This is a genomic window from Brevibacterium picturae, from assembly GCF_900105045.1.
Classification (GTDB): domain Bacteria; phylum Actinomycetota; class Actinomycetes; order Actinomycetales; family Brevibacteriaceae; genus Brevibacterium; species Brevibacterium picturae.
Window position 1 is genome coordinate 2,438,675 of the sequence record NZ_LT629739.1, and the last position, 23,973, is coordinate 2,462,647.

Genomic DNA, 23,973 nt, shown 5'->3' on the forward strand with positions numbered 1-23,973 from the left:
GAGATCCTGAGCAGTCCACTTCTGGTCAAGGCGGATTTCGCAAAGTGGCGCACCAGATTCCAGGACTGAGATGGACACAGACAAGACTGAGACGAGGGCCGCCGGTCGGCCCGCCGTCAAACGCGTGCTGATGGTTGTTGCCATGCTGCTGACGGCGTTTCACCTGTTCGCAAGCTTTTTGTGGATCGCACCGCCATCGACGATGCGGCAGGTGATGCCGGGGAACCTTCTCTCCGAGTACATGATTCCGCTGTGGGGTCAGTCGTGGAGCGTGTTCGCTCCCGAACCGATCAACGGCGACTACTACTTCGACGTTCGCGCGGTCGTTGAGACTGCCGACGGCGGAGAGAAGGTCACCGAGTGGGTTCGTGCAACCGATGTCGAACTCGACCATTCGACCTACAGGCTCTTCCCACCCCGCTCGGCCGGCCTGGGCGTCGGGGTCGCCTCAGACATCAAGGGGTCGTGGGAGGATCTGCCCAACGATCAGAAGGCGATCGTCAAACTCGACTACTTCAAGGGCGATGACTCCGTCGACCGGCTCACGTCGAAGCTGGAAGAGTACGACGATCCCGACGGCACCGTGGACGACTACCTGGAAAGCGAGCACTTGGCCACGGCCTATGCCACGCAGGTGGCCAAAGCGATCTGGGGTGAGGACGTCCAGCGCGTTCAGTACCAAGCCGCCCGCCAGAACGTCGTGCCGTTCGCGCAGCGCAACGACGACAATGCCGAACGACCGAACATCCAACCCGTACCGGTCGGGTGGCGCGCACTGGTGACCGAACCGCACCAGTCCCAGGAGGAATTCGCGAAGTACTTCTGTGCCTCCGATGAAGTGAGGTGCGCAGATGAGCAGTGACAAGAACACCCGTGTCAAAGGCGCCGAGAACAGCACCCACGACTCGAAGTTCACGCAGAACGCGAAGTCCACGCAGAACGCGAAGGCTGCGCAGAACGCGAAGGCTGCGCGAGATGAGAAGTCCGAGCACGACATGACCTCTGAGCACGACGGGCACGTCCATCAGGCAGCGGGGTCGAACGAGGGCATTCCGATCGCCTCTCGCGTCCTTGCGAGCATCTCGCGAGGGTGGAACTGGCTCGAGGAGATGCTCACCGGCCGCTACCACGCGACTTACGGTCTCGCTGTGACCCGCATTCTCATCGGCTTGACCGGGCTCGGCCTGCTGCTGACGAACTTCAACGCCAGGCACTATGCCTTCGGCGTGGGCGCTGCCTGGAACGGAGAGATCGCGCAGCCCAAGAGTGACTTCCCGAACATCTGGCTGTTCTCGCTCTTTCACCGCGCGGTGACCACTCCACCGCTGTTCACGGCCATGATCATCGGTCTGGGGGTTCTCGCGATCCTCATCATCCTCGGCTGGCGGACTCGCATCGTTCTGCCGTTCTACCTCGTCGCGTGGGTGAGCTTCATCGAGCTCAACGACGGCGCCGGCGATCAGGGTGACAATGCGTATCGCATGTTCATGATCGCGATGCTCTTCGCCGACACCACTCGACGGTGGTCGCTGGACGCCAAGCGCAAGAGACAGCAGAATCCGGAGTTTCCCGAAACCGATGGGGGCAGCTACCGCTGGGTCCTCATCATGGCCAACAACCTTGCGATCGTCGTGCTGGCCTTCCAGGTGTGCGCGATCTACATGTCGGGTGGCCTGTACAAGGCCGGCGGCAGCGCCTGGCAGCATGGCTTCGCGGTGTACAACCCGCTCCAAACCGCACAGTTCGGAACCTGGCCGGTCCTCTCGGATCTGCTCACGGCCTGGGGGCCGATGGTCGTCGCGATCTCCTGGGCCTCGGTGCTGTTCCAGTGCGCGTTCCCGTTCATGCTCTTCAATAGGTATACGCGAATCATCGGTCTACTGGGCATCCTCGCCTTCCACTTGGGGATCGCTCTGCTGATGGGACTGCCCTGGTTCTCACTGACGATGATCGCAGTCGATGCCATCTTCATCCGCGACCGCAGCTTTGAGAAGCTCCACGGGTTTGTGAGTCGCTGGTGGACGTCGACGACCGAAGGGATGGAACGCGCGAAGGCGAAGTCCTCGAGCTGAAGCGTGCGCGCTGCCGGGCGCGCAGGAGAAAGGGCCCCATCGAAGTTTCAGAGCTCGCATTTAAAGCAGAGCTCTGAAACTTCGATGGGGCTCTGGCCGGACACTCACGCCTCACCGCTTCGGGCGCAGCTCCAGTCCGTTGGACTCCGGGTCCTCGGGCAGGCCGATGACGATGTCGTCGCCGTCGGCCACCTCGCCGGAGAGCAGCGCGCGGGCCAGTTTGTCGCCGATCTCGCGCTGGACCAGCCTGCGCAGCGGCCGGGCACCGAAGGCAGGGTCGTAGCCCTCGAGGGCGAGCCAGTCCTCGGCGGCATCGGTGACCTCGAGCGTGATCCTCCGTTCGGTCAGGCGGGACGCCAGACGTTGGATCTGCAGGTCAACGATCGAGGACAGCTCTTCGGTGCTCAGAGCGTCGAAGAGCACAATATCGTCGAGGCGGTTGAGGAACTCGGGTTTGAACGTCGAATGCACGACGCCGAGCACTGCATCCTTCTGCTCCTGACCGCTCAGTGACTGGTCGACGAGGAACTGCGACCCCAGGTTCGAGGTCAGGATCAGGATCGCGTTCCGGAAGTCGACCGTGCGCCCCTGACCGTCGGTGAGACGACCGTCGTCGAGGACCTGGAGCAGGATGTCGAAGACGCTCGCGTGCGCCTTCTCCACCTCGTCGAGGAGGACGACGGAGTACGGGCGACGACGCACAGCCTCGGTGAGCTGACCGCCCTCGTCATAGCCGACGTAGCCCGGAGGGGCACCGACGAGGCGCGAGACAGTGTGCTTCTCTCCGTATTCGCTCATATCGATGCGGATCAGGGCTTTCTCATCGTCGAAGAGGAAGTCCGCGAGGGACTTCGCGAGCTCCGTCTTGCCGACGCCCGTGGGGCCGAGGAACAGGAACGAACCCGTGGGACGATCGGGGTCGGCGATGCCGGCACGCGAGCGTCGGATCGCATCCGAGACCGCACCCACGGCGGTCTTCTGACCGATGAGACGCTCGCCGAGGACATCCTCGGCGCCCAGCAGCTTCTCGACCTCACCTTGGAGCAGACGGCCGGCGGGGATGCCCGTCCAGGACGCGACCACCTCGGCGATGTCATTGCTCGAGACCCGATCGCTGACCATCGGATCGGTCTCGGTTTCGGCATTGGCCTCCTCCGCCTCGGCGAGGTCGATCTCCTTCTGCACGGCAGGGATCTCCCCGTAGAGCAGACGCGAGGCCGTCGCCAGGTCCGTGTCACGCTGCGCCTTTTCCGCCTGCGAACGCAGCTCGTCGAGCTTGGTCTTGAGCTCACCGACCCGGTTGAGGCCGGCACGCTGGGATTCCCAGGTGGCCTCGAGCCCGTGCAGCTCCTCTTCTCGATCGGCCAGATCGGCACGCAGGGCGCCGAGGCGCTCGATCGAGGCCGAATCCGTCTCCTTGGACAGGGCCATGTCCTCCATCTTCAGCCGGTCAACTGCGCGGCGGAGTTCATCGATCTCGACAGGAGCCGAGTCGATCTCCATGCGCAGGCGGGACGCGGCTTCGTCGACGAGGTCGATGGCCTTGTCCGGAAGCTGTCGGCCGGTGATGTAGCGGTTGGACATGGTGGCCGCGGCGATGAGGGCGCCGTCGTTGATCGAGACCTTGTGGTGGGCCTCGTAGCGTTCCTTGAGTCCGCGTAGGATCGCGACGGTGTCCTCGACGCTGGGCTCGCCGACGTAGACCTGCTGGAACCTGCGTTCCAGGGCGGGATCCTTTTCGATGTTCTCGCGGTATTCGTCGAGGGTGGTGGCGCCGACGAGACGCAGTTCACCGCGGGCGAGCATGGGCTTGAGCATGTTGCCCGCATCCATCGCCGAGTCACCGGTGGCGCCGGCGCCGACGACGGTGTGGAGCTCATCGATGAACGTGATGATCTGACCATCGGCGTTCTTGATCTCCTCGAGAACGGCCTTGAACCGCTCCTCGAACTCGCCGCGGTACTTCGCACCGGCGACCATCGCGGACAGATCCAGGCTGATCAGCGTCTTGTTGCGCAGGGATTCGGGCACGTCTCCGGCCACGATCCGCTGGGCCAGACCTTCGACGACGGCGGTCTTGCCGACGCCGGGGTCGCCGATGAGAACCGGGTTGTTCTTCGTCCGGCGGGAGAGGACCTGGATGACCCGTCGGATCTCCTTGTCGCGACCGATGACCGGGTCGAGTTTGGCCTCCCGCGCGGTGGCGGTGAGGTCGACGCCGTACTTCTCCAGCGCCTGCATCGTGTCCTCGGGGTTCTCCGAGGTGACCTTCTTGCCGCCGCGCAGCTCGGGCAGGGCGGCCAGCAGCGCATCGCGACCGGCGCCGTTGTTTCGCAGGGCTTCGCCTGCTTCGTCCTGTCCGGCTGCGGCCGCGAGCAGCAGGTGCTCCGTCGAGACGAACTGATCGCCGAGGCTGGACATCTCCTCCTGCGCAAGATTCATCATCTCGAGTCCGGCGCGGGACAGGCCCGGCTGGGACACGGTCTGACCGCTGACGGTGGGGAAGCCGTCGATGGTCTTCCGGACCAAGACCAGCACTGTCCGCGGATCGGCGCCGACCTTGGTGACCAGGTTCGATGCCAGAGAATCGGGCTGGTCCAGCAGGGCCGCGACGACGTGCGCGGGCTCGACCTGATTATTCTTCCGAGCCACGACATCGTTGATCGCGGACTGCACCGTCTCGCGTGATTTGGTTGTCAGCTGTGCGTCCATACGCATCTCCTTCACAAATGTTCTTCGCACCTGTTCCGTGGGTTCCGTGAACAGGAATTGCTCTCGAAGAGTCCAACACCGACAAAGTTGAGTCTATTCCACTCAACTTTAGAATGAGCAGAGAATCCGGGTCACCTCGGTGAACAGATCACGTCGGCGAACCGCGGTGAACCCCGGCGACCGCCTCGGCGAGGGTCACCTCAGGAGTACGGATTGGAGGTCGAACCGGCGCAGCACCCTGTCGGCGATCTCCGGGTCGGTGCCGCGCTCGCGCCTGGCCTTGAGCACTTCCGTGCGGGCGGACTGCAGCGCCTTCGTCTGCACCTTCGCCATGACTTCGCGGTTCTCCCTGAGAGTGGTCGCCTGCTCCGAGCTGGCCTGATCGTCCGAGGTGCCCAGCAGCTGCGCGTAGAGGACCTTGAATCTGGCACGCAGCGGTTCGGCGATCTCATCGGGCAGACTCTCGTCGTCCCTGATCTGCTCGATGGCGGCCTTGTAGGCTCGCTTGGCGATGTCGGCGGTGTCGCGACGCTCCTTCTCCGCTTCGTCGTCGATGCCGAGGACGTTGACGATGGTGGGGAAGGTGAGGCCGGCGAGCACCAGGGTGACGAGTAGGATCACGGCGGCTGCGACGAGGATGTAGGAGCGGCCGGGGAACGGCTGGCCGGTCGCGGTGGTCGCCGGAATCGACAGGGCCAGTGCGACCGTGGCCAAACCGCGCATCCCACCCCAGGTCATCAGGGTGGCATCCCTGAGATTCAACGGCGCAGCATCCGGATCCTCCTCCCTGCGCTTGTTCTCCAACACGGTCCCGATGAGCAGCCACCCGAATCTCACCGCAATGACGACGAGCGCGATGCCCAATCCCACGAGGACGGCTTTACCCAGGTCATCGGGCTGGGATTCGACAACCATGCGCAGGTCGAGGCCGATGAGGCCGAAGGCGATGCCGGTGATGAGCATTTCGAGGACCTGCCAGGTCGAAGCCTGGGTGACACGTTCTGCGGAATTGCCCTCGACATCACGGCGGCGCACCTCGAGGGCGGCCACAACGACGGCGATGACGCCGCTGGCGTGGAAATGCTCGGCGATGAGGTAGACCCCGAAGGGCAGCATGAGCGTCAGTGAGGAGCGGGCGATCGTGTGATCGATCTTCTCCATCACCCACCACACGATGAACACGACGACGAGGCCGATGGTGATGGCGATGACCGCGGAGATGAGGAAGGACAGAGCCAGCTGCCCGAAGTCCACCTCGGTGCCGGACATTGCCGCTGCCATCGCGGTCTGGAAGATCACAAGGGAGGCGGCATCATTGAACAGCCCTTCACTCTGCAGGGTGGACATGATCCGCCGAGGTATCGACACGGTGCCAGCGACCGCATCGACGGCGACGGGGTCGGGTGGGGCCAGCATGGCCCCCAGCGCCACCGCAGCCGCGATCGTGATCCCGGGAATGAGGAGGACCGCGGTTCCGGCCACGGCCGCTACCGTGACCCCGACGAGCGCGACCGCCATGCCCAGGATCGTGCGCCACCGGATGGAGAAGAGAGCCCAGGAGGTCTTCTGCGCGGCGGCGAACAGGAGCGGCGGCAGGAACAGGGGTAGGATAAGTTCGGGTTCGATCGTGATCTCGGCGAAAGTGGGGATGAACGCGCCTGCGATGCCGATGACGACCATCAGCGCAGGCCAGGGGAGGCGCAGCTTCTGTCCCAGGCCGACGACCACACTGGTTGCGGCACCGAATCCGATGATCATCGACAGGGTCGTCATGGTCGTCTCCTCGAAATTTCAGGCACGCGGTGCGCACCGCAGCACTGGCGTCGATGTCATCAACATCGTCTGCTCGAAGGGCGCCTGGCAAGGACTCAGAAATGAATCCACATCAGGTTTCCGCGCCGGACCAACGATATTTTGGCAGAATGCTGTTATGTCTGACTCAATTGTATTCTCTCTGGCCGACGACGCAGTCGCGACGATTTCGATCAACGAACCAGACACCCGGAATGCGCTGTCGCTGGCGGTGATGAAAGAGCTCGTCGACACCGTCGCCGAGGTGGGCCGACGCACCGATGTGCGTGCAGTGATCCTGTCCACCGCGGGGCACGTCTTCAGCTCCGGGCATGATCTCAAGGAGATCCGTGGAGCCGGGTTGGAATCGCAGCAGGAGACCTTCGCTGTCTGCTCGGAGCTCATGCAGCTGATCAAGTCGATCCCGCAGCCGGTCATTGCGCAGGTCCAAGGTGTGGCGACCGCGGCCGGGTGCCAACTCGTTGCCAGCTGCGACCTGGCGGTGGCAGCGCAGTCGGCTCGGTTCGCCACCCCGGGTGTGAAGATCGGTCTGTTCTGCTCCACGCCCATGGTGGCGCTGAGCCGGGCGGTGCCGGCGAAGACGGCGATGCGGATGTTGCTGACCGGAGACTTCCTCAGTGCTGGCGATGCTTTGACGTTCGGGCTGGTCTCCGATGTGGTTGCCGATGACGAGTTGGAGATGGCGACTGCCCAGCTGGCGCGGAAGGTCGCGTCCGCCTCGTCGGCTACAGTGGCAATAGGCAAAGCGGCGTTCTACGAACAGCGTGATCTGCCTGTGGCGCAGGCCTACGCACGCATGTCGGAGGTGATGGCGCACAACGCCGTCGCAGCCGATGCGCAGGAGGGGATCGATGCTTTTCTGGGCAGAAGGCAGCCTCAGTGGCAGCATCGGGGCTGACAGTGTGATTTCCTATGACTGTGTGCTTGTCCGGATGGACCGGATGAGATGCTTCAGACGATGATGGAGGATCAGACGTGGCGGTAATCGTGACCGGAGCCAGTGGCTTCATCGGTGGCGCCATCGCCCGTGCCCTGGCGACCAGGGATGAGACGGTCTACGCGCTGGGGCGACGCGACCCGGAGATCCCCGGTGTGAATTTCCAAACCTGGGATCTCACCGAACCTGCGCCCGAATCAGTGAAGTCTTTGGCGGCGAAGGCCTCGGCGGTCTTCCACTGCGCAGGCATCGCTGAAGTCAGCGCCGACGACGATGAGCTCTACAACGTGAAGGTCACGGGGACCAGGAACGTGCTCGACGCATTCGCGAAGGCGCGGATCGTGCATATCTCTTCGACAACGGTCTATGCCACCACCGAGCCTCATGCCGACCTGTGGGAAGAAGCCGGCCCCAAGGATCCCAACGACTTCCACGATGCCTATTCGAGGACGCATGCCTTGGCCGAGCAGCTCGTCATGCGGATCCGCCCCGATGCGGCCATCCTCCGACCGGCCGCGGTCTACGGGCCGGGGGAGACGATGCTCATGCCGTATCTGAGCCGAGTGGCGAAGAAGGGGGTCCTGCGACTTCCCGGCGGCGGCAGGCAGAAGATCACCCTGACCCATATCGACAATCTGGTGCGCGCGGCGATCGCCTGCGTCGACGTGCCGTCGGCCTCAGGACCGTTCAACATCGGAGACCCGACCCCGTACAAGCTCAAGGATGCGGTCTCCACGCACTTCGCCCGCATGGAATATGAGCCTGTGGTCATCGATGCGATCGCGAAGGACAAGGCACTGTTCGCCGCGAAGCTGGGCCTGAAGATCAAGACGTTCTTCAAGCGAGGCAACGGAGCCGAGCTGTTCCTCGTCGAATACCTCCAGCACGATCGGACCTACAACCTCACCCGTCAGCATCGCGTGCTGGGAATCTCGACGACCCAGCATCTCGTGCCCTCACGTCTCCAGTAGCCGAATCGGTCGGCGGAGATCACCGCTTGAGTCCGTGCTTGCCTGCAATGATCCGTGACATCACTCCTCGCGGCAGTACCCGTTTGAGCAGGAACGGCAGCGGCGACCTGCTGCCCACAGCATAGAATTCGCGGGGCCTGGTGGCTTCGATGGCTGTGATGATGGTCGCGGCGACGGTTTCAGGTGCGATGCCGTTTCGCTCATTGTCATCGAGGTGCTCAAGCATTGTGGTCACGTCGTCGGTGTAGGCGGAATCGGGGGTGAGGTACTTCGTTCGCCGGTTGCCGATTCCGGTGGCGATGGACCCGGGTTCGACGACGCTGACCCACACATCGAACGGTGAGAGCTCCTGGCGCGCGGCCGAGGCGAACCCGCGCAGGGCGGCTTTGGAGGCGACATAGGAGCTGCGATGGGCAAGGGGGAAGCTCGCGAGCATGGACCCGACCATGATGATTCGGCCACGACGCCGCTGGCGCATTCCGGCCAGGACGAGCTGGCTCAGCCGCACCGGCCCGAAAACATTCGTCCTGAACAGGCGGTCGATGGCTTCGGTCGGAAGCTCTTCGAAGGGGCCGGATTGGCTCTCGCCGGCGTTGTTGACGAGGACGTCGACGTTCGCGACTTCAGTGTCCAATGCCTCGACGCTGTCGGGATCGGCCAAATCGAGCCGAAGATAGCGCACCCCGGGGATCCGCTCGGACTGCGGAATCCGCTCCGGGTCGCGACTCGTGGTCAGAACCGTGCACCCTCTGTCTGCCAACATCGTCACCAGTGCGGCACCGATGCCGGAGGTGCCGCCGGTGACGAGCACCGTGAGATTCGTGTTCGCCATTCTCAGCGCTCCCCTCGAGTCATGTCTGTCGCTTCGATTCCAACCGCTCCGCGGCCGTTCGTTCCGTCCCCACCGGGTGCCGAACTTCCCGCCACGGCACGCCCGGCCCGCATCCCCGAGAAGATGCAGCCGCCGAGGAACGTTCCTTCCAGCGCGTTGTAGCCGTGCATGCCCCCGCCGCCGAATCCGGTCACCTCACCGGCGGCATACAGTCCGGGAATCGGTGTGCCGCCGGCCCCGATGACCTGGGCATCGAGGTTCGTCTCCAATCCGCCCAGCGTCTTGCGTGAGAGCAGGCTCAGACGCACCGCGATGAGAGGTCCATGGGTCGGGTCGAGGATCTTGTGGGGCTTCTGCACCCGCACGATCTTGTCGCCGAGGTAGTTCCTGGCATTGTGAATCGCTTGGACCTGCGCATCCTTGGAAAACGCATTGTCCATCTGCCGATCGCGTGCGACAATCTGTTCGACGAGGTGGTCATGATCGATGACGGGCCCGCGCGAGCGTTCGTTCATGCCCGCGACGAGTTCTTCGGTGGTGTCGGCGACGACGAAGTCCGCGCCGAACTTCTTGAACGCTTCCACCGGGCCGGGGGCATCGGAGGACCGGGCACGGTCGAGGGTCAGGCGCCAGTCCTTCTTCGTGATGTCCGGGTTCTGCTCCGAGCCGGAGAGCGCGAACTCCTTGCGGATGATGGACTCGTTGAGCACGAACCATGAGTAGTCATGCTCGGTGGACAAGATTGTGCGCATGGTCCGGTTCGTGTCGAACCCGGGATAGTTCGGGGCCGGGAACCGATTGCCTTCGGCATCGAACCACAGCGATGAGGGTCCGGGAATGATGCGGATCCCGTGGTTGGGCCATACCGGGTTCCAGTTCTCGATGCCCTCAGTGTAGGCCCAGATCCGATCCCGGTTGATCAGGCTCGCTCCCGCGTGTTCGGCAATGGCGAGCATGCGGCCGTCGACGTGGGCGGGCACTCCTGCGAGCATCGTCTGCGGGAATTCGCCGAGGCGCTCGACTGGCCAGCACTGACGCATGAGGTCGAAGTTGTGTCCGATGCCGCCGCTGGTGACGATGACCGCGGGGGCACGGAGTTCGAAGTCGTCGACCTCATCGCGGTTCGATTCGATGCCTCGGCCGGTGTGGCTGGGAGCGAGGACTCGTCCACGAACCCCGACGACCGCACCGCTGACCCCATTGTCGCCGCCCTCATTGTCGCTGTCCTCGACGACGAGTTCATCGACCCGGTGGCGGAATCCCATGGTCACGAGGCCCGCGGATTCGGCTCGTTCCACTGGCTCGCGGAAGACCCGCACCACCTCGGGGCCGGTGCCCCAGGCGAGATGGAATCTCGGCACGGAATTGCCGTGTTCGGATGCACCGGATCCGCCCCGTTCGGCCCAGCCGACGACCGGCGTCAGACGCAGTCCCAGGTCATGGAGGTAGCGACGCTTGTCCCCGGCCGCGAACTCCAGGTAGGCCTCGGCCCACTGCCGGGGCCAATGGTCCTCGTCCCGGTCGAAGCCCGCCGAGGTGGCCCAGTCCTGCCGTGCCAAGTCGAGTGAATCGTGGACGCCGAGCCGGCGCTGCTCGGGGGAGTCGACGAGGAAGAGACCGCCGAGGGACCAGAAGGCCTGCCCGCCGAGGTTGGCCCGATTCTCCTGGTCGAGGATGAGCACCCTTTTGCCCGCGAGGCTGAGCTCATGAGCGGCGACCAGCCCGGCGAGACCGGCTCCGACGACGATCGCGTCGCAAGGCTCGCAAGGGGCGGCGTTCGGAGAGGTGATTCCCATGGGCGACTCCTTCGTCGATGTGTGGGTCGTGCGACCCGTGCATACTCAGACTACTGTCCCCGAGCCTGCCGGGGCGCTGACTCTTTTCTGCGAAGCAAGCGGCGCCTCAGCCGTTGAGCGTCGAATCCAGCCAGGCAGTGGCGGCCGCGAAGGAATCGTCCGTGGTCGTCGGGTCCAGCGGCACCGTGTTCTTCGAGGCACTGGGGTAGCTGCCGAGGAACCGCAGGTTCCGGGTCACACGGTGGACTCCCTGCAGAGCATCGGCCATCCGGGCCTCGTGCACATGGCCCAACAGGTCGATCGAGAATTGGTAGAGCCCGAGGCCGCCTCCGGTGGGCCGGGATTCGATGCGCGACATATTCACACCACGGCTGGAGAACTGCTCGAGCATCTCCAGCAGCGCACCGGCACGGTCGGAGCGCAGTGAGGCGACGACCGTGGTCTTATCGGATCCTGTCGGTGCAGGAATAGTGCCGGGGCGAGTGACGACGACGAAGCGAGTCTCGGCGTCCTGTCGTTCTCCGATGTCATCGGCGAGGATCTCAAGACCGTAGCGTTCGGCTGCCAGCGCTGGACACACCGCTGCCACATGATCGGCGGCGTCGTTGGCCAGGTCCCGTGCGGCCGCGGCCGTCGAGGAGGTGGGGAGGTAGACGGCATCGGGGAAGTTCGCGGACATGAACGTCCGCACCTGCGCCTCACCGTGAGGGTGGGAGCCGAACGAGGTCAGCGTGTGGGGATCCGTTCCCGGCTTCACCGCCAGGACGAAGCGCACGGGCACAACCACCTCGGCGACGATCTGGAGCCGGCCATGATCGGTCAGGGCATCGATCGTGGCAGGCACGCCGCCCTCGACGGAGTTCTCGATCGGGACGACTGCGGCGCTGCACTCGCCGTCGAGGACGGAGTCCAGCGCCGCGACGGCATTGCGCATGGGCTGGGACCTCGCCGTCGTTCGCAGACCCTGCTTATCGAGATACTTCAGCAGCGCGGCCTCGGTGAATGTGGCCTCGGGGCCCAGATAGGCGAAGCGCTCGGTGCCCACTTGCTCGGGGCTGGCTTGCTCGGGGCTGGCTTGCTCGGTGCTCACTTGGAAGACTCCTTGTTGGCGCGCAGCTTCTTGGCACGCAGCCGTCGAGTGACGATGGCCCGCGCGACATCGCGATACTGGGCCGCCCGATGCATCTGGGCCTTGAGATCCTTGCCGGTGACACGGTGGTGCAGGTCGCATTCGACCTCTTCGACGCGCATCCCGGCGTTGACGACGTCGATCGTCATGGCCGTCTCGACGCCCCAGCCCGCAGCGAAGGGCAGCGCTGCGTCGAAGGCCTCACGGCTCAGGCAGCGCATCCCGGACAGAGGCTGGGTCGCGTCGAATCCGCTGAGTTCGGCGATGCCCTTCTTCGCGAGTCCGACGACGAAGCCGAACCCTCCGCCCTTGCGCTTCTGCGCCGGCAGGATCGCGATCGTCATATCGGCCCGGCCGGCCAGAACTGGTGCTGCGAGCGGGGCCGTGCCCAGAGCCGAATCCTCCAGGTCGCCGTCGATGAACAGGAGAGCGCGGTGCTCCGGGTGCTGGCCGGGATCCGAATCGGAGATCTCGCGATTGCGGATCGCGAAGGCACCGGTCATCATGGCAGCGGCCTTGCCCTTGTTCTTGCGGTGGGTGACCACCTCGGCGCCGGCCCTGCGAGCGCGGACACCGGTGTCGTCGGCGGAACCGTCATCGACGACCATGATGATGTCGACACCGGGGATCTGCTTGGTGCTTCTCACGGTGGCTGCGATCCGATCGGCCTCGTTCATCGCGGGGATGATGGCAGCGATCGCTCGCGGGGCAGTCTCCGAGTCTGGGGTGCCCTGCATGGAGGCATGCGGGTGGGCAGGATTCGACTGTTCGGGCATGGAAACTCTTCTCCTGTCCGGCTCACCCACCGGCGAGGTCGTAGCGAGACTCGCCGGTGGCCGGGGCGACGGAACTCAGTGGATGGTCAGCTGACGAGCGACGATTCCCGAGCGTGCGCGGCGTGCCTCGGTGCTCAGGGGCTCGGACGAGTTCACGGCCGCGTCGAGGCGCTTGCCGAACTCGGCGATGGGCTCTTCGACGTCGTCGACCTGCGTGCCGAATTCGAGCTCCCAGACGGGAACGATGATTCCGTGTGCCCGGAAATAGCCGAGGAACGTGCCCGGGCCACCGAGGTCGTTGAGCCCGTCGACCTGCAGGCGCGCGAGCGCATCCACGATCGAGTCCTCGCCCTCGGGGCGTGCCCAGCGGACGTAGGTACGACCCGACATCTCGGTCCAGTATGCGGACTTCACCGAGGCGATCTTCTCCGTCGGTGAGACGGAATCGTTGGCCTGTTCGAGAGCAGCCGCGACATCGGAGTCCGTCTCAGCCTCGGGCAGCTTCCAGTACTCGAATGTCTCGAGCACACGGATGTCGAACGGGTGGTCGGTGTCGAGGATGTCCTGCAGACGCGGACCCTGACCAGGTTCGGTGGTCGCATCGATCGTCGTGCCCGGCTGCGCCTCGGCGGCGGCCAGGATGCCGTGGGCGACATCGCGGGAGGCATCGGTCGAGGACACAGGCACCTGCATGCCAGCCAGGAGCTCACCGTCTTCACGATGCCAGGCCTGCCATGCGGCGGGCAGCAGCGAGGTGATGGTGATCTCGTGACCACCGAACTCCTCCTTCAGCTTCGCCGAGGCGGTCGCGGCCGGCACCAGCTCCCGCAGGCAGATGAGGTCCGCCTCGAACGGCAGGCCTTCGAACGGACGTGCGACGAAGGCCGTGGCCTGTGCACGTGCCAGACGCTTGGCAATGAGATCTTCCTTGGAACGCTTCGACTTCTTACCCATGGAAAGCAAGTCTAGTCGGTCTGACGACTCAGGACGCATCCCGTTCGCCGCGTCGAATCAGCGCTGTTCGGCGACCGGGATGAAGTAGCGGGTGGTGTTCGACTCGTCCATCGTCACCTGCAGTTTGTCACCCGGGTGGGGGAAGGCTGATCTCTCGGGATTCTCCGGCGTGAGCCCCAGGTTCTCCAGGCGGATGATCCCATGCCGGCCGACCTCGTCGGCGGCCAGGACGTAGGAATGATTGAGTTCGCGGATGGTGACCTCGATCGACGGGACCTCGGCCGCGGCGTCGACGTTCGTCACGGTCCGAGGCGGCGAGGCGTTCGCCATTCCCAGATAGGCGCTGACATCGTCGGCGATGTAGCCCGCAACGGAATCGGCCTGGGCCAGGAGACCGGAGAGGATGACGGAGAGCCGCTCCTGCTGGGCATCGGACTTCAGCGCCTGACCGGGTTTGAACAGGTGCTCCTCGGCGAGCACACACCAGGCATCCTGCATGACTGTGCGCAGCTGCAGCTCAACGAGCACCGAGGGCTCGGCGTCGAAGGGGACTTCGACGATGATGTGTCGCCCGCGGTAACCGGAGGGTTTGGGATGGGCGGAATAGTCACGCACCTCGGCGACAGAGAGGTTCGACTCGTCGTTGCTGTCGGTGAGGAGATCCCACAGTGCCGACTGCTCACGTTCGGTGCGGCAGACGGCACGGGCCCCGACGACGTCGATGACCTGGTTCTCGACTTCGACGGCCTCATGGATCTCGTCATTGGCATCGGCGAGCTTGCGGCGCAGCTTCTCCCCGGCCCGGAGTCGGTCTTTGATCCGTCCGTGGCCGATGGTGACTCTCTCGCCCGACAACAGTGCGGAACCCGAACACACGGACTCGATCCAATCGTTGACCGTCTCCAGGGCGGCCCTCCACGTCGATTCGCGCCTCTCGTAGGCTTCGTCGACCAGTTCGCGGACTGTTGCTGACATCCTCGTCACCTTCCTAGCTCCTGTTTCAACTTCACCAGAAGACGAGGTGGATGTCCATGCTTTCCACGCGAATGATGCGAGCTTGTCTCAGTGATCGACGGGAAGGTACCCGTATTCGTAGCCGCGGGCCAGCGCATCGCGGCGATTGCGGACGCCGAGGCGTGCGTAGAGGTTCGACAGCTTGTTCTTGACCGTGCCTTCGACGAGGCGCAGCTCAGCTGCGATCGCGGACACCGATGACTGGGTGTCAAGCAGAGCCAGCAGCTGCCTCTGCGATGGGCTGAGGAGCGCGTGACCGGCACGGAGGCGCAGTGTCTCGCCGAGGTCGAGGAGCCGCTGACGCAGCCATTCGCCGGATTGGAGACCACCGGGTCGGAGACCTTCTGGCCATCCGATGGAACCGTCGCCGAGGCGGGCGTTGTCGGCAGCGCGGATGAGCTCGTCATCGGGTGCGTCTTCAGAACGAGGGCCGCCATTGCGGTCGTCCTCGGGGTGAGGGCCGCCATCTGGTGCGTTGTCGGAACGAGGGCCGTTCGTGAAGACCGGTGCGAGCAGATTCCATTCGGCGGCGCTGGAACTGCGCTGGATCAGCTGATCGCGCAGAGACTTGGGCACCAACGCGAGGGGGGTGAGGCTGGCGGTGATCCGGCAGTACTCGAGCGCGTCGACGAAGACGGAGTCCGACTCGACCAGCTCTCCTTTGCCCAGCAGACTGGCGGCCTGGACTGTTCGTGCCGACGCTTGGGTGTGCAGGTCGAGTGACTTCTGAGACAGAACTCTGTTCGCCAGGTGTTCCGCGGTCCCGTGTTCGCCGATGGTCAGATGGAGTTGGGCTCTGGCCAGGATGATGTAGGGCGATTCGGAGTCGGTCTCGAGCAGGACGTTCTGGGCGAGGTGAGTGTGGCCTTGCGCCAGGTGGAGTCGGACCAGCATGAGCTGCAAAGTGTGTCGCAGGATCCCGTCGGCTGGCAGGGATGACCTGTTGGCGTCGATGACCTGTTGGAGGCGCTTGCCCTCGATTCCGACATCGTTGCGCAGAATGCCCAGCAGCGATCTGTACTGGGCGACGCCGATCCACGAGTGATGTCCCAATGAGGGGTCGGACAGGCGGGCGGAGTGCTCACCGGCTGCGTCGAGATCCAAGGCGTCCATGGCCCGAATCATGCGTGCCAGAATGTAGGCCGTGAGCGCATGAGGGCTGGAGAACCGGGTGCGGTCCATGAGCTCGTCGAACTGGCGCAGGTGCACGTCGCTCGATGTTCCGTTGCCGAGCATCGCGTGTGCCAGGGCGCTGTAGGCGTGCGCCGGGAGCAGGAGATAGGGCGAGGACGTGGTCGCGAGTTCGGTGATGACGATCGACCGGCGCAGCAGTTGGACGCTGTCTGTGAGCTTGCCGACGAACACGGCGGTGATTCCGTGCTCGAGGTGGAAACGGGCTTCGCAGAGCCGGCTCGGGGTGGTCTGAAAGTGCCGACTGTCGTTGATGAGCTCAAGTGCCGATTGCGCAATCTGAAGCCCCTTGTCCGACTGCCCGAGCAGCTTCTGGCGTCGCATCGAGGCGATCGCCATGATCATGATGTCGTCGACAGTGAAGTCGCCGTCCTTGATTCTGTCCAGCTGCGAGTCGAGCGTCGGGACCGCCGCATGCTCGAAATTGACCTCGTTGAGTACGGTCAGTGGGTTCCTGGCTCCGAGGCGTCGTCTCACTTCGTCGACCTGCAGGCTGTCGCCCATGGCCTCGGCCAGCACCGCCGACTTCTGTCCCTGCGCCTCGGGAACCTTCGAGAACGCTTCGATCGTCGAATCGAAATGATCGACCATGAGCGCATGGCCCCGGTCTGCCCAGAGGTCTATGAGCGCGTTCCACTCTCCGGCATCCGCGACCTGTCGGAGAGCCTCGTCGAAGCCCACGGAGTGATAGGCGGCAGGGGCACTCAGCCAGTCGGCGGCGCTCGCACCCAGTGCTCGTCGGGAACGTGATTCACTGTGCCGATCCCTGGCATCGTAGAGGCGGAGCATGATCGTTCTCAGCACCGGCGGAATCGTGTGATGGCCGGTGCGATCCAGCGCTGGGAGCAGCAATCCGTCTTCGACCAGATGCGCTGTGAGGTCAGCGGTGTCGAACGGGCCGGAATCCTCCGGATCGTTCGGAATGGCGAACGATCCCAGATGGGGCATGGCTCCTGCAGCGATTTCTAGGGTGTCGGCGTTGATGTCGCGCATGAATGAGAGCAGATGAGCAAGCCTCAGTTCGGGGCTGTCCGGAGCGTGGTGTCTGATCTGAGTCAGAACGTTGGTAGCCAGGAGGTCCGAGTAGCGATCGGCGTCGACTGCTGAGAGGTCGTGCCCCAATGACTCGGCGCCCTGCAGGACGGCCTGGCCCGCCAGGAGGTGGCCGGAAGTCTGCAGGAACAGTTTCTTCCACGAAGCATCGGGCAGATCGGGTGCGAACTCGGCGAGGCGGGTCGCGAACGAGCGCGCACTCGTCGCGCGTTCGCCGGGAAACGCGCCATCACCGGACAAGGGGGTCGCCGAGGGGGAGGGCGGGGTGTGGTCAGCGGAGTCATGCATGGTTGGGGACCTCTGGCAATGGGGATATGAAGATATGGGGATTATTTACTATTAGGTAATGTATCTGATTTCTTTGTCTGAAATCTGATTGCCCAATGAGATGGCTATGTGATTTTCACTAAGCCCGTGCTCAATAATGGTGGTGCGCTTTATCCGGGGAGTTGGCAGGGGCACGTCATCTTTAAGGATCACCGCTGAAGTGGTGTTTCGTCAACATCGATCGGTATCGACCTGCGGGGTCGTCAAAGCGGTCGAGGGACGAGGGCCGCCTGTGCGATGAAGGGAGTTCGAATCGGCAGCGGGCGACCAGCCCTCAGGCGCCGACAGAGTCGCGGGTGTCGAAGGTGCTGATCACACCTCGTAGTCGACGATGACGGGCGCGTGATCGGACGCGCCCTTGCCCTTGCGCTCCTCGCGGTCGATCTGCGCGCCGACGGCCTGTGTGGCCAGGGACGGTGAGGCGAGTTCGAAGTCGATGCGCATGCCCTTCTTCTTAGGGAAGGCCAGCCGCTGATAGTCCCAGAAGGTGTAGACGCCGGGGCCGGGAGTGAATTGCCTGGTGACCTCGCTGAGCCCGGCATCCAGGAGGGTGTTGAAGGCCTGGCGCTCGGGTTCGGATACGTGGGTGAGTCCGTCGAACTCCTCGATATCCCAGACGTCCTCATCCAGTGGTGCGACATTGAAATCGCCGCACAGGACAAGCTTCTTATCAGGGGTATCGCGCAGCTGCTTCGAGATGTCGGCAGTCAGTGCCCGATACCATTCGAGCTTATAGGTGTAGTGGGGGTGATCGAGTTCGCGACCATTGGGGACATAGAGCGAATACACCCTGACTCCGCCGCAGGTGGCTGAGAGCGCACGGGCCTCGACCATGGGCTCTTCGCCGAAGGAGGGGATGTCGGCGAACCCGATCTCGGGATCCTCAAGCCCCACGCGGGAGGCGATGGCCACGCCGTTCCACTGATTGAGGCCGTGGAAGCTCACCTCGTAGCCACGAGAGGTGAACAGGTCCTTCGGGAACTGCTCGTCCTTGCACTTGAGTTCCTGGATTGCCAGGACGTCGACGTCGGAGCGATCCAGCCAGGCGCCGATTCTGTCGTGTCGGGCGCGGATCGAGTTCACATTCCAGCTCGCGATTCTCACCCTCCCACCTTAAGCTGTCCCGACCGCAGGCCCAAGCTCGGCAGGCGGGCAAGCCAAGCTCAGCGGGCGCACCCGCTTGCCCCATCGCCTCGGCGCGGGTGGCCTACCGATAATCTGGGGTCATGCCTGAAGCACTCAACGAACACCTCGGCCATGACGGTGCCGCCTGCCCCGATTCCTACTATGTGCGTACGGCGCCGGAGAGCTTCGTCTCGACCCTGCACAGCCAGGGCGCGTGGCAGCCGGGCGAGCAGCACTTGGCCCCGGCCGCCGGGCTGGTGTTGGCTGAGATTGAACGTCGGCTCCCCTCGGACAAGCTGGTCTCGCGGATCAGTTTCGACATTCTCGGCGTCATCCATTCGGGAGAATTCACCATCGACGTCAACGTCATCCGTCCAGGGCGGACCATCGAACTCATCGAGGCGAGCATGCGCCACGGTGAGCGCACAAGCGTGAGCGCCAGAGTCTGGCGCCTGCTCCCCGGTGACACCTCCGCCATCGTCGGTGACGAATGGCAGGCGCTGCCTGAACCCGAGGAAGCACCCGCAGTGCCGTTCAGTGGTCGTTGGGGCGGCGGCTTCATCGCCTCGTTGGAGGGCGGACAGTTCGCTGATGCTCGGCCGGGATGCGCTCAGTCCTGGATCCGCTCTCCCTATGTGCTCGTCGACGGTGAGGACGACCCCGCGACAGCAGCATTCGTGAAACTCGTCGACACCGCCAATGGCCTGGCCGTGAGGGAAGATCCGAAGTCCACGTTCTTTCCCAATGTCGACCTCACCATCCACCTCACTCGAGTCCCCGAGTCCGGGTGGGTCGGCTTCGACACGAAGGTGGCGTTCGGTCCGAGTGGAGTCGGCGAGACCACCAGCGTGCTCAGCGACGTCAACGGGCCGATCGGCACCGCGGCGCAGTCGCTGACGGTGCGCGTGGGCCAAGGCGCGAAGTGACGAGACCGCGCGCGCTCATCAACGGCGCCAGCTCAGGGCTGGGGCGCGGCTACGCTCTCGACCTCGCCGCCGATCAGTATGATCTGGTTCTCGTGGCCCGTGATGAGGCCCGTCTGCGGGAGCTGGCGACGAGCATCGGAACCGAACACGGCACCCTCGCCGAGGTTGTTGTGGCCGATCTGTCGACCCGATCCGGCATCGACGTCGTCCGCACCGTGATCGAGACATCACGCATCGACCTGCTCATCAACAACGCCGGGTACGGACTCAAGCAGGGGTTGCTTGAGTCAGAAGTCTCTGAGCTCGAGGGTCAGGACATAGTGCTCGCTGGCGCAGTGCGCGAACTCTCCCTGGCGGCAGTCAAGCAGATGCGCAGCCGTGGCAGAGGCGGGCTGATCAACGTCTCATCCATGGCCGCACTGACGACGATGGGGCAGTACGCGGCCTCGAAGATGTCGACCCTCGTCTTCACCGAAGCGCTCGCCGGAGAGCTGCGAGGCGCCCCGGTGACGGTCACCGCGGTGCTGCCCGGTTTCATCCGAACCCGATTCCACGAACGCCTCGGTGTCGAGCGGCCGGGCCCCGGGTGGATCTGGCTGGATGTGCACGAGGTCGTGGCCGCATCTCTGCGCGATGCGCGACGTGGGAAGGTGATCTCGATCCCGGGAGCGAGTTACCGGGCGGTCGCACGAATCGCTCGCTTCGTTCCCCGTTCTCTGGTGCGTTGGGGGTCGACCGGTTTCTCTCTCAGCAGGCGAGACGAATCCTGAGATCAGGCAGCGGCGAATTCGACCCGCCGAATCAAGTTGAGTCTTGAATTATTTTAAGCAGACGCTGTGACCTGGGGGTTTGTCGTGTTTGCGGGGTCGACACACGGCCCCATCGCGTTGCAGACAGGCGAGAACAATCTTTACAAGTAGGTTCGAAGTGTGATCCAATAATCATGTTCGCCCGGTGGGGATCGGGTGGACACAACGGACGTATGGGGATGCGTCCGGGTACTCGAGGGGAGTGCTGCGAGGGCCCCGGGATGTCGCGATTACGCGCCCCGGGGTCTTTGTCATTCACACCTGCGAACCTCCCTCGCCGGCGTCGGCTGTGTCCTGCTCATCGTCGTCACCGGGGACGTGGACGTCGGTGACCTCGATGTTGACCTCGACGACGTGGAGCCCGGTGCCCTGTTCGACGGTGCGGATGACATTACGACGGATCGCCTCGGTGACGTCGACGATCGAGGTTCCGTACTCGGCGACGATGGTGAGGTCGATCGCCGTCTGCTTCTCGCCCTTTTCGACGGAGACCCCGCCGGAGAGGTTGGTCTGCGAGCCCGGGATCCGGTCGGCGAGGGTGTCCAAAGCGCGGCGGGCCGCATTGCCCATGCTGAACACGCCGGGAACTTCACGAGCGGCGATGCCCGAGAGCTTGGCGACGACGTTCTCGGCGATCGTGGTGGTGCCTGTCTCGGTGACGAGGGGACTGCGCACCGAATCGTCGGTCCCGGCCTGCTGGGAGGCGGCGGAGGGTTTGTCGTCGGGCATTCTTCGTTCCTTGTCGTCGCGAGGGGTGAATCGTGTGGTCGGTGCTGCCAACAGTACAGACGGCGGTGATCGACGAACCTCACGCACGTTTTCAAAAGAATTCTCCCGTGCTTGCGGAATGGACATTCTGCGGCGTGGAATGCGTGCTCACGACGGGTGTGGTCGCATACGATGTGGACATGACAGGGCACGATGATCGCTTCGATATCGTCACCCTCGTCGTGCGTGCGAGAGAAGGCGACATCGATGCCTTCGAGTCGCTGGTGGACCGGTATGAGACAAAACTCCTGCGGTTCTGCCTGCGCACACTCGGTGGCCGGCAGGACGCCGAGGATGTCGTGCAGGACACGCTGGTCCAAGCATGGAAGTCGATGAACACCCTGAGCGAACCGGCGGCCTTCGGCACGTGGATCTACCGGCTGGCGTCGAACAAGTGCACCGACATGCTGCGCCGGAGGATGGCCAGACCCTCCGATGCGCAGGATCCCGATGACATGAGGATCCACGCCGACAATCGGGTATCGGTCGAGAAATCCGTTGAGGCACGCACCGCTCTGGAGCATTTCTCAGAAGTTCTCCAGACGCTTTCGTCTCAGCAGCGAGTAACCTGGGTGCTCCACCAGATGGAGGGCCTCAGCTACGCCGAGGTGGCCACGACCCTGGGCGTCAGCGAAGGCAGTGTGCGCGGTCGCATCCACAGGGCTCGAGCCGCCCTCGTCGAGGGGATGGAGGGATGGACATGAACGAGCATGTCGCAGGATCCGGCGCTGAACCAGACCCGGCCGATGCTCACCCGGAGTCGGACGCTGCGCTTCGCGGTGTCATCGATGACTATATGAGCACGTTCGAACCAGAACCAGAGGACACCGCTGGACTGCGCGAACGCATTCTCCGGCTGGTCAGAGATGACTTGTATCGGGGGCCCTCGACCCATCTCCAGACCGGTCGCGGGAACCCCTTCTCGATCTCCACCGCCTCGGTGCGATCGATTGTGCGCATTGCCGTCGACTCGGTCGACGGGATCCGGGCCCGCAGCGTCGACGTCGAGCCCGCCGGGGATCCCGAGGGCAGTGCGGCGACCGTGGCGCTGACCGTTGCCATGCGTGCCGGCATCCCCTTCGCCGCCACCGCCGAGGTGATCCGAGGGTCCGTGGCCGCTGCGGTTCTGGCGGAGCTGGGGATCCCGGCCGTGAGGATCGATATCAATGCTGAGGATGTGTACGTTGACTGATCAATCAGAGGCCAATGGCCTCAACCCCACAGGCAACGGCCTGCCCCGCACCAATGGCGCCGGTGCCGAGGGCAGAGGCGAGGAGATTGCGGAGTCAGTGCGTGTGGCAGACTCCGTGACCTCGGTCGCCGGCGTCAGGGCGCTGGCGCCGGGACTGCGAGATCTGGTGGCCACCGCCGCGGCCAAGGTGCTGCGGCGGTCCGGTGACGAACCGGTCGGTGTTGACGTGAGCCGCAGTCGTGACAGCGTGAAGGTGAGGATCGACGCCCACCTCGACGACACCCGTTCGGTCGCCGAGGTCGTCGATGAGATCTTCTCCGTCATCGCCGCCGACCTCAGCGGCGAAGCCGCGGAAGCCGACGGGCGCCTCGACATCGACCTGCGGGTCGTCAGCCGCAGCCGATGAATATACTCTGTCGGACTTGGTCAGTCGGCCTTGGTCTTCGACTTCGACATCTTTCGGCTGATGAAGCCCCAGACGACGAGCACGATCAGTGAGCCGCCGACTGCGCACAGCCACGTGGAGATCGAGAAGAACTCGTTCATGTCGGCGCCGAAGATGGCACCGCCGATCCAGCCTCCCAGCATGGCTCCAATGACACCGACGATGAGTGTGGCGATCAAGCCGCCACCTTGCTTGCCGGGCAGAATCGCCTTTGCGATAGCGCCGGCGATGAGTCCGAGAACCAAATATGCGATGAAACCCATGGGGCTCACATCCCTTCAATAGTGGTCGCTGATCGGGCTTGTCGAGTGCACGTATCTTCAATGTTAGATCCGATGACCGCGGTTCCGACAGCCCCACCTGATTGTTGATGACATTTGTACGGACGTTGGCATGTGCGAAACCTCACGGACATGGTGAGCTCAGACGGTGTGAGCCCAGTCACGGGCACCTCGGTGGCGGTGTGTGACGGGCCTGGTCTGCACACCGGCACAGGCCGATTAGACTTGTGGGCATGACCGATAGCGCAGACACCCGCCGACAACTGCTCGACCTCATCGACGAACTCGCCGTGGTTCGAGGCAAGGTGACACTCTCATCTGGCAGGGAAGCCGACTATTATCTGGATCTGCGCAGGGTCACCCTCGACCATCGCTCCGCACCGCTGATCGGCGATGTGGTGCTCGACCTCCTGGCCGCCGAGGGCCTGCTTGAGACGATCGATGCCGTGGGCGGACTGACGATGGGCGCCGACCCGGTGGGCACCGCCGTCATGCACCGGTCCGTCGTCCGCGGCTCCCCGGTGGACTCCTTCGTCGTCCGCAAGGAGGCGAAGAAGCACGGGATGTCCCGTCGTGTCGAGGGCCCCGACGTCACAGGCAAGCGGGTCGTCGCGGTCGAGGACACCTCGACCACGGGCGGTTCTGTGCTCACCGCGGTCGAGGCTCTCAGGGAGGCCGGCGCCGAGGTGGTGGCCGTGGCTGTGGTCATGGACCGTGACACGGGAGCCAAGGAGCGGGTCGAGGCGACGGGCATTCCGTATCTCACTGCTCTGACGACAAGTGATCTTGGTCTGGACTGAGGCGTCGGCCCAGATCGGACGGGCGAGACTGCGCTCCGTCGATCACCAGCT

At 64.2% G+C, this 23,973-nt stretch carries 22 protein-coding genes; 10 read left to right on the forward strand and 12 right to left on the reverse strand.

Annotated elements, in window-relative coordinates; all coding sequences use genetic code 11:
* The first annotated feature begins 70 nt into the window (after positions 1 to 70).
* Together BLT92_RS11365 and BLT92_RS11370 are read left to right on the forward strand one after the other, a co-directional pair.
* Positions 71 to 862, forward strand: coding sequence for a DUF5819 family protein (locus BLT92_RS11365; RefSeq protein WP_092105745.1), 792 nt, complete (start codon positions 71 to 73; stop codon positions 860 to 862).
* Positions 852 to 2,072, forward strand: a complete 1,221-nt coding sequence (locus BLT92_RS11370; RefSeq protein WP_231938781.1) for an HTTM domain-containing protein — start codon at positions 852 to 854, stop codon at positions 2,070 to 2,072. The genes BLT92_RS11365 and BLT92_RS11370 overlap by 11 nt, the downstream gene beginning before the upstream one ends.
* A gap of 111 nt (positions 2,073 to 2,183) precedes the next feature.
* Here the strand turns inward: BLT92_RS11370 and clpB are convergent, their stop codons facing one another.
* On the reverse strand, positions 2,184 to 4,784 hold the full coding sequence (gene clpB / locus BLT92_RS11375; protein ID WP_092105747.1) for an ATP-dependent chaperone ClpB: 2,601 nt from the start codon (positions 4,782 to 4,784) through the stop codon (positions 2,184 to 2,186).
* Positions 4,785 to 4,979: 195 nt separating this feature from the next.
* Positions 4,980 to 6,557: a Na+/H+ antiporter gene (locus BLT92_RS11380; RefSeq protein WP_092105749.1), complete on the reverse strand. Its 1,578-nt coding sequence runs from the start codon at positions 6,555 to 6,557 to the stop codon at positions 4,980 to 4,982.
* A 157-nt stretch (positions 6,558 to 6,714) separates the two neighbouring features.
* Between BLT92_RS11380 and BLT92_RS11385 the strand changes: the two genes are divergently transcribed.
* On the forward strand, positions 6,715 to 7,494 hold the full coding sequence (locus BLT92_RS11385) for an enoyl-CoA hydratase (protein ID WP_092109181.1): 780 nt from the start codon (positions 6,715 to 6,717) through the stop codon (positions 7,492 to 7,494).
* Between the two features lie 77 nt (positions 7,495 to 7,571).
* Positions 7,572 to 8,504, forward strand: a complete 933-nt coding sequence (locus BLT92_RS11390) for an NAD-dependent epimerase/dehydratase family protein (RefSeq protein ID WP_092105751.1) — start codon at positions 7,572 to 7,574, stop codon at positions 8,502 to 8,504.
* A gap of 19 nt (positions 8,505 to 8,523) precedes the next feature.
* Here the strand turns inward: BLT92_RS11390 and BLT92_RS11395 are convergent, their stop codons facing one another.
* From BLT92_RS11395 to BLT92_RS11430, 8 genes are all read right to left on the reverse strand, one after another.
* A complete protein-coding gene (locus BLT92_RS11395; protein ID WP_092105753.1) occupies positions 8,524 to 9,336 on the reverse strand; it encodes an SDR family oxidoreductase in 813 nt (270 codons plus the stop codon).
* A 2-nt stretch (positions 9,337 to 9,338) separates the two neighbouring features.
* Complete coding sequence (locus BLT92_RS11400; protein ID WP_231938782.1) at positions 9,339 to 11,132, reverse strand: FAD-binding dehydrogenase; 1,794 nt, start codon at positions 11,130 to 11,132, stop codon at positions 9,339 to 9,341.
* Between the two features lie 106 nt (positions 11,133 to 11,238).
* On the reverse strand, positions 11,239 to 12,222 hold the full coding sequence (gene pheA / locus BLT92_RS11405) for a prephenate dehydratase (RefSeq protein ID WP_231938783.1): 984 nt from the start codon (positions 12,220 to 12,222) through the stop codon (positions 11,239 to 11,241).
* Positions 12,219 to 13,037, reverse strand: a complete 819-nt coding sequence (locus BLT92_RS11410) for a glycosyltransferase family 2 protein (protein WP_231938785.1) — start codon at positions 13,035 to 13,037, stop codon at positions 12,219 to 12,221. The genes pheA and BLT92_RS11410 overlap by 4 nt, the downstream gene beginning before the upstream one ends.
* A gap of 75 nt (positions 13,038 to 13,112) precedes the next feature.
* The gene (locus BLT92_RS11415; protein ID WP_092105755.1) at positions 13,113 to 13,991 is read right to left on the reverse strand and encodes a DUF5926 family protein; all 879 of its coding nucleotides are present in this window, start codon (positions 13,989 to 13,991) and stop codon (positions 13,113 to 13,115) included.
* Positions 13,992 to 14,048: 57 nt separating this feature from the next.
* Complete coding sequence (locus BLT92_RS11420; protein ID WP_092105757.1) at positions 14,049 to 14,966, reverse strand: GTP pyrophosphokinase; 918 nt, start codon at positions 14,964 to 14,966, stop codon at positions 14,049 to 14,051.
* An 87-nt stretch (positions 14,967 to 15,053) separates the two neighbouring features.
* Positions 15,054 to 17,537 (reverse strand): response regulator transcription factor, encoded by a 2,484-nt coding sequence (locus BLT92_RS11425; protein WP_092105758.1) that lies wholly within the window; start codon positions 17,535 to 17,537, stop codon positions 15,054 to 15,056.
* Between the two features lie 351 nt (positions 17,538 to 17,888).
* Complete coding sequence (locus BLT92_RS11430) at positions 17,889 to 18,680, reverse strand: exodeoxyribonuclease III (protein ID WP_092105760.1); 792 nt, start codon at positions 18,678 to 18,680, stop codon at positions 17,889 to 17,891.
* Between the two features lie 122 nt (positions 18,681 to 18,802).
* Here BLT92_RS11430 and BLT92_RS11435 point away from each other — a divergent pair, with 122 nt between their 5' ends.
* Complete coding sequence (locus BLT92_RS11435; RefSeq protein WP_092105762.1) at positions 18,803 to 19,627, forward strand: thioesterase family protein; 825 nt, start codon at positions 18,803 to 18,805, stop codon at positions 19,625 to 19,627.
* Positions 19,624 to 20,397: an SDR family NAD(P)-dependent oxidoreductase gene (locus tag BLT92_RS11440; protein WP_092105764.1), complete on the forward strand. Its 774-nt coding sequence runs from the start codon at positions 19,624 to 19,626 to the stop codon at positions 20,395 to 20,397. Before BLT92_RS11435 ends, BLT92_RS11440 begins: the two co-directional genes overlap by 4 nt.
* 294 nt (positions 20,398 to 20,691) lie before the next feature.
* On the opposite strand, the gene BLT92_RS11445 is transcribed toward BLT92_RS11440, so the two are convergent.
* On the reverse strand, positions 20,692 to 21,165 hold the full coding sequence (locus BLT92_RS11445) for an Asp23/Gls24 family envelope stress response protein (protein ID WP_092105766.1): 474 nt from the start codon (positions 21,163 to 21,165) through the stop codon (positions 20,692 to 20,694).
* A gap of 179 nt (positions 21,166 to 21,344) precedes the next feature.
* Between BLT92_RS11445 and BLT92_RS11450 the strand changes: the two genes are divergently transcribed.
* From BLT92_RS11450 to BLT92_RS11460, 3 genes are read left to right on the forward strand one after another with little or no spacing between them, the layout of a single operon-like run.
* The gene (locus tag BLT92_RS11450; RefSeq protein ID WP_092109190.1) at positions 21,345 to 21,908 is read left to right on the forward strand and encodes an RNA polymerase sigma factor; all 564 of its coding nucleotides are present in this window, start codon (positions 21,345 to 21,347) and stop codon (positions 21,906 to 21,908) included.
* Positions 21,905 to 22,396, forward strand: a complete 492-nt coding sequence (locus BLT92_RS11455; protein WP_092109193.1) for an Asp23/Gls24 family envelope stress response protein — start codon at positions 21,905 to 21,907, stop codon at positions 22,394 to 22,396. The genes BLT92_RS11450 and BLT92_RS11455 overlap by 4 nt, the downstream gene beginning before the upstream one ends.
* Entirely contained in the window at positions 22,389 to 22,802 is a 414-nt protein-coding gene (locus BLT92_RS11460; protein ID WP_092105768.1) for a hypothetical protein, read from the forward strand. Before BLT92_RS11455 ends, BLT92_RS11460 begins: the two co-directional genes overlap by 8 nt.
* Positions 22,803 to 22,822: 20 nt before the next feature.
* Here the strand turns inward: BLT92_RS11460 and BLT92_RS11465 are convergent, their stop codons facing one another.
* Positions 22,823 to 23,104 (reverse strand): GlsB/YeaQ/YmgE family stress response membrane protein, encoded by a 282-nt coding sequence (locus BLT92_RS11465; protein WP_092105770.1) that lies wholly within the window; start codon positions 23,102 to 23,104, stop codon positions 22,823 to 22,825.
* Between the two features lie 251 nt (positions 23,105 to 23,355).
* Here BLT92_RS11465 and pyrE point away from each other — a divergent pair, with 251 nt between their 5' ends.
* Entirely contained in the window at positions 23,356 to 23,922 is a 567-nt protein-coding gene (gene pyrE / locus BLT92_RS11470) for an orotate phosphoribosyltransferase (RefSeq protein WP_009881824.1), read from the forward strand.
* Positions 23,923 to 23,973: the final 51 nt, after the last annotated feature.

Bases quoted from the DNA above. Each gene is read 5' to 3' on its own strand.
- clpB (WP_092105747.1), bottom strand. From the start codon at position 4,784: ATGGACGCACAGCTGACAACCAAATCACGCGAGACGGTGCAGTCCGCG.
- BLT92_RS11415 (WP_092105755.1), bottom strand. From the start codon at position 13,991: ATGGGTAAGAAGTCGAAGCGTTCCAAGGAAGATCTCATTGCCAAGCGT.
- BLT92_RS11450 (WP_092109190.1), top strand. From the start codon at position 21,345: ATGACAGGGCACGATGATCGCTTCGATATCGTCACCCTCGTCGTGCGT.
- BLT92_RS11365 (WP_092105745.1), top strand. From the start codon at position 71: ATGGACACAGACAAGACTGAGACGAGGGCCGCCGGTCGGCCCGCCGTC.
- BLT92_RS11435 (WP_092105762.1), top strand. From the start codon at position 18,803: ATGCCTGAAGCACTCAACGAACACCTCGGCCATGACGGTGCCGCCTGC.
- BLT92_RS11370 (WP_231938781.1), top strand. From the start codon at position 852: ATGAGCAGTGACAAGAACACCCGTGTCAAAGGCGCCGAGAACAGCACC.
- BLT92_RS11425 (WP_092105758.1), bottom strand. From the start codon at position 17,537: ATGCATGACTCCGCTGACCACACCCCGCCCTCCCCCTCGGCGACCCCC.
- BLT92_RS11400 (WP_231938782.1), bottom strand. From the start codon at position 11,132: ATGGGAATCACCTCTCCGAACGCCGCCCCTTGCGAGCCTTGCGACGCG.
- BLT92_RS11420 (WP_092105757.1), bottom strand. From the start codon at position 14,966: ATGTCAGCAACAGTCCGCGAACTGGTCGACGAAGCCTACGAGAGGCGC.
- BLT92_RS11465 (WP_092105770.1), bottom strand. From the start codon at position 23,104: ATGGGTTTCATCGCATATTTGGTTCTCGGACTCATCGCCGGCGCTATC.
- pyrE (WP_009881824.1), top strand. From the start codon at position 23,356: ATGACCGATAGCGCAGACACCCGCCGACAACTGCTCGACCTCATCGAC.
- BLT92_RS11410 (WP_231938785.1), bottom strand. From the start codon at position 13,037: ATGCCCGAACAGTCGAATCCTGCCCACCCGCATGCCTCCATGCAGGGC.
- BLT92_RS11445 (WP_092105766.1), bottom strand. From the start codon at position 21,165: ATGCCCGACGACAAACCCTCCGCCGCCTCCCAGCAGGCCGGGACCGAC.
- BLT92_RS11385 (WP_092109181.1), top strand. From the start codon at position 6,715: ATGTCTGACTCAATTGTATTCTCTCTGGCCGACGACGCAGTCGCGACG.
- BLT92_RS11380 (WP_092105749.1), bottom strand. From the start codon at position 6,557: ATGACGACCCTGTCGATGATCATCGGATTCGGTGCCGCAACCAGTGTG.
- BLT92_RS11455 (WP_092109193.1), top strand. From the start codon at position 21,905: ATGAACGAGCATGTCGCAGGATCCGGCGCTGAACCAGACCCGGCCGAT.
- BLT92_RS11395 (WP_092105753.1), bottom strand. From the start codon at position 9,336: ATGGCGAACACGAATCTCACGGTGCTCGTCACCGGCGGCACCTCCGGC.